We start from the raw sequence: 3,881 nt of genomic DNA, 5'->3' as shown, positions 1-3,881 counted from the left end.
GCGGGTCTTGCGGCCCTTCGTGGGCTGGCCCCACGGCGTGACCGGGTGACGGCCGCCCGAGGTGCGGCCTTCGCCGCCGCCGTGCGGGTGGTCGATCGGGTTCATGGCGACGCCGCGGACGTGCGGACGGCGGCCCTTGTGACGGGCGCGGCCGGCCTTGCCGAGGTTCTCGTTCATGTGGTCGGGGTTGGAGACCGCGCCCACCGTGGCGATGCAGCCGTCCATGACCATGCGCAGCTCGCCCGAGTTCAGGCGGATCTGGGCGTAGCCGGCGTCGCGGCCGACCAACTGGGCGTAGGCGCCGGCCGAGCGGGCGATCTGCCCGCCCTTCATCGGCTTCATCTCCACGTTGTGGATGATGGTGCCGATCGGCATCCCGCGGAGCGGCATCGCGTTGCCCGGCTTCACGTCGGCCTTCTCGGCGGCGACGATGGTGTCGCCGGCCTTCAGGCGCTGCGGGGCCAGGATGTAGCTGAGCTCGCCGTCGGCGTACTTCACCAGGGCGATGAAGGCCGAACGGTTGGGGTCGTACTCCAGGCGCTCGACCGTGGCGGGCACGTCGAACTTGCGGCGCTTGAAGTCGATGATCCGGTAGAGGCGCTTGGCGCCGCCGCCGCGGAAGCGGACCGCCACGCGGCCGTTGCCGCCACGACCGCCCGACTTGGTCAGGCCTTCGACGAGCGACTTCTCCGGCCGGCCCTTGTGGAGCTCGGACTTGTCGACCAGGACGAGCTGACGGCGGCCCGGCGAAGTCGGATTGAACTGCTTCAGAGCCATCGACTTAGAGCCCCGTGGTGATGTCGATCGACTGGCCTTCGGCCAGCGTCACGATCGCTTTCTTGACGTCGGACCGACGACCCATGATGCCGCGGAAGCGCTTGGTCTTGCCCTTCACGTTGATCGTGTTGACCTTCGTGACGTTGACCTTGAACAGCGCTTCGACCGCGGCGGCGATCTCGTCCTTCGAGGCGTCGCCGGCGACGCGGAACACGACCTTGTTCTGCTCCGAGAGCAGCGTGGCCTTTTCCGTGATGATCGGCGACAGGATGGTGTCGTAGTGACGGACGGTGGGCTCGACGGCCATCACGCGGCCTCCTCAGGCATCAGGCGCGCGCGAATGCCGTCCACCGCGTCCTTGGTCAGGACGAGGGTCCGGCGGCGCAGCACGTCGTAGACGTTCAGGCCGGCGTTCGGCAGCACATCGACGTTGGGGATGTTGCGGGCCGCGAGGCCGAAGTTCTTGTCGACTTCGGCGCCGGCGATCACCAGCGCGTTGGTCACGCCCAGCTTGCCGAGCTGCTCGCGAAGCGCGGCCGTCTTGGCTTCCTTGACCGCGACCGTGTCGACCACGATCAGCGAGCCGTCCCGGGCCTTCGAAGACAGCGCGTGCTTCAGGGCCAGGGCGCGGACCTTCTTGGGCAGGTCGAACGCGTGGCTGCGGACGACCGGGCCGTGGGCCTTCGCGCCGCCGACGAACTGGGCCGCCCGGCGCGAGCCGTGGCGGGCGCCGCCGGTGCCCTTCTGCTTGTACATCTTCTTCGAGGTGCGGGAGACCTCGTTGCGGACCTGGATCTTGTGGTTGCCCGAGCGGCGCTTGGCCAACTGCCAGGTGATCACGCGTTGCAGGATGTCGGCGCGGATCTCTTCGATGCCGAAGATATCGTCGGGGAGCTCGATCGAGCCGCCCTTCCCGCCGTCCAGCTTGATGACGTCGAGTTTCATTAGGCTTCGTCCCCTTCAGACTTCGGGGCCTCTTGTTCGGCCGGAGCTTCGGCCACCGCAGCCGCCGGAGCGGCTTCGGCGCCCGCGCCCTTGAACGCGCCCGGCTTCGGGGCGTCCGCCGGCAGGGCCGACTTCACCGCGTCGCGGATCTTCACGAACGAGCCTTCCGTGCCGGGCACGGCGCCCTTCACGAGGATCAGGCCGCGCTCGACGTCGACGCGCCAGACGGTGAGGTTGAGGGTGGTGACGGTTTCCTGGCCGAGATGGCCGGCCATCTTCTTGCCCGGGAAGGTGCGGCCCGGATCCTGGCGGTTGCCGGTCGAGCCGTGCGAGCGGTGCGAGACCGAGACGCCGTGGGTGGCGCGCAGGCCGCCGAAGTTCCAGCGCTTCATGGCGCCGGCGAAGCCCTTGCCGACGGTCGTGCCGGTGATGTCGATCTTCTGGCCTTCGACGTAGTGGTCGGCGGTGATCTCCGCGCCCACGTCGATGAGGTTGTCCTCGGAGACCTTGAACTCGACCAGCCTGGCCTTCGGCTCGACCTGGCCCTTGGCGAAGTGGCCGCGGAGGCCCTTCGAGGTGTTCTTGGCCTTCTTCCTGCCCGCGCCGAGCTGGAGGGCGACGTAGCCGTCCTTCTCGCTGGTGCGGTGGGCCACGACCTGACAGCCCTCGAGGCTGAGCACGGTCACGGGCACATGGGCGCCGGCTTCGTCGAAGAAGCGGGCCATCCCGAGCTTTTTAGCGATTACGCCAGTGCGCATGAGATCAATCCCCTCAGAGCTTGATCTCGACGTCCACGCCGGCGGACAGGTCGAGCTTCATGAGCGCGTCCACGGTCTGCGGGGTGGGGTCGACGATGTCGAGCACGCGCTTGTGCGTGCGGATCTCGAACTGCTCGCGCGACTTCTTGTCGATGTGCGGCGAGCGGTTGACGGTGAACTTCTCGATGCGCGTGGGCAGCGGAATGGGCCCACGGACGGCGGCGCCGGTGCGCTTCGCCGTATTCACGATCTCGCGGGTGGAATGGTCCAGCACGCGGTGATCGAAGGCTTTGAGCCTGATGCGAATGTTTTGAGCCATTTCGCTCTTACGTTTCCCTACAGACGGCGGGCGCCCGCGTGACCTTGACCATTTCAAAGACCAGCCCGAACGCCCCATCTCATGGAGAGGGAGAAGCGCCCGTACGCGATAGTCCGCTCAAAACGACTTAGGGCCGCCGCAACCGCGAGGGCCCTCCTACGAAACGCTAGTACAGCACTTCAACGTGTCGTTCCGCGGGCCGCGTCTGTGCCGAAGCACACAGCCGGTCCAACAGGAGGCGCGTAAATACCGATGCGACTCGGTCCCGTCAAGGGGGCGGCGGCGGTGCCCTCCCCGCCGCGGCATCCAGGCCGCGCCGGATCATCTCACCGCCCGACGCGGACCGACCCGGAGCCCATGATCATCTTCGAGACGTCGCCGTTGACCTTGTCCGCGCGGACGTCGCCCGAGCCCGCGATGCGGGCCTTCATGCTGTCGGCCACGCCGTTGAAGGCCACGTCGCCGGAGCCGGCCACGGACACCTTCATGATCGTCGCCCGGCCGCCGCTCACGAGGACGTCGCCGGAACCGGCGATCGTCACGTCCAGCGGACCGTTCACCGAGCGCACCACCGCCGAACCGGAGCCCGCGATGTTGATGTCGAGGCCGCCCTTCACGTCGGCCGCGGCGATGTCGCCCGAGCCCGCGACGTTGATCTTCAGCGTCGCGGCCGAGCCCATGCGGGTGTCGCCCGAGCCGGCCTGGCTCACGCGCGCCTCGCCCTCGACGTTGGCGATCGTCCAGTCGCCGCAGCCGGCGTTGCCCAGCCTGAGGCTGGCCGAACGCCCCACCGAGCCGAACACCGCGCCGTCGGCGCCGACGTTCACGCTGCGCGGGGTGTGGATCACGACCTGCGGGAAGTCCGCCCACGCGACGTCGCCGACCTCACGCACCTCGACGGACGACCGTTCGCCGGACGAGCGGCAATTGCGGATGCGCCGGCCGTGGTCGAGGTCGCCGTCGACGATGGTGCGGTCGCCGAGGGTTCGGACGGTGAGCGGCAGCCTGGGGTGCGGGCGCACGATGTCCACCTTGATGTCGGCCCGGTCCTCGGGGACCACGGTGACCCGCGCCACCGCATC

Annotated in this window: 6 protein-coding genes; all 6 read right to left on the bottom strand. The window is 68.6% G+C overall.

The features are described from left to right. Positions 1 to 777, bottom strand: a 777-nt coding sequence (gene rplB / locus JNL41_RS17200; RefSeq protein ID WP_293477089.1) for a 50S ribosomal protein L2, incomplete at its 3' end; no start/stop codon positions are given. A gap of 4 nt (positions 778 to 781) precedes the next feature. Beyond that, on the bottom strand, positions 782 to 1,084 hold the full coding sequence (locus JNL41_RS17195; protein WP_293477088.1) for a 50S ribosomal protein L23: 303 nt from the start codon (positions 1,082 to 1,084) through the stop codon (positions 782 to 784). Further along, a complete protein-coding gene (gene rplD / locus JNL41_RS17190) occupies positions 1,084 to 1,722 on the bottom strand; it encodes a 50S ribosomal protein L4 (protein ID WP_293477086.1) in 639 nt (212 codons plus the stop codon). Before rplD ends, JNL41_RS17195 begins: the two co-directional genes overlap by 1 nt. After that, positions 1,722 to 2,480 carry a 50S ribosomal protein L3 gene (gene rplC, locus JNL41_RS17185; protein WP_293477084.1) on the bottom strand — a complete coding sequence of 253 codons (759 nt, stop codon included), beginning with the start codon at positions 2,478 to 2,480 and terminating at the stop codon, positions 1,722 to 1,724. Before rplC ends, rplD begins: the two co-directional genes overlap by 1 nt. Before the next feature lie 13 nt (positions 2,481 to 2,493). Further along, positions 2,494 to 2,799, bottom strand: coding sequence for a 30S ribosomal protein S10 (rpsJ, locus tag JNL41_RS17180; RefSeq protein ID WP_068876686.1), 306 nt, complete (start codon positions 2,797 to 2,799; stop codon positions 2,494 to 2,496). 326 nt (positions 2,800 to 3,125) lie between these two features. Further along, positions 3,126 to 3,881: DUF2807 domain-containing protein (locus JNL41_RS17175; protein WP_293477082.1), on the bottom strand; the 756-nt coding region annotated here is incomplete at its 5' end.

The organism is Phenylobacterium sp. (assembly GCF_016793285.1).
Classification (GTDB): domain Bacteria; phylum Pseudomonadota; class Alphaproteobacteria; order Caulobacterales; family Caulobacteraceae; genus Phenylobacterium.
The sequence above is the reverse complement of the archived record's forward strand: the minus strand, read 5'-3'. Positions and strand labels throughout refer to the sequence as shown.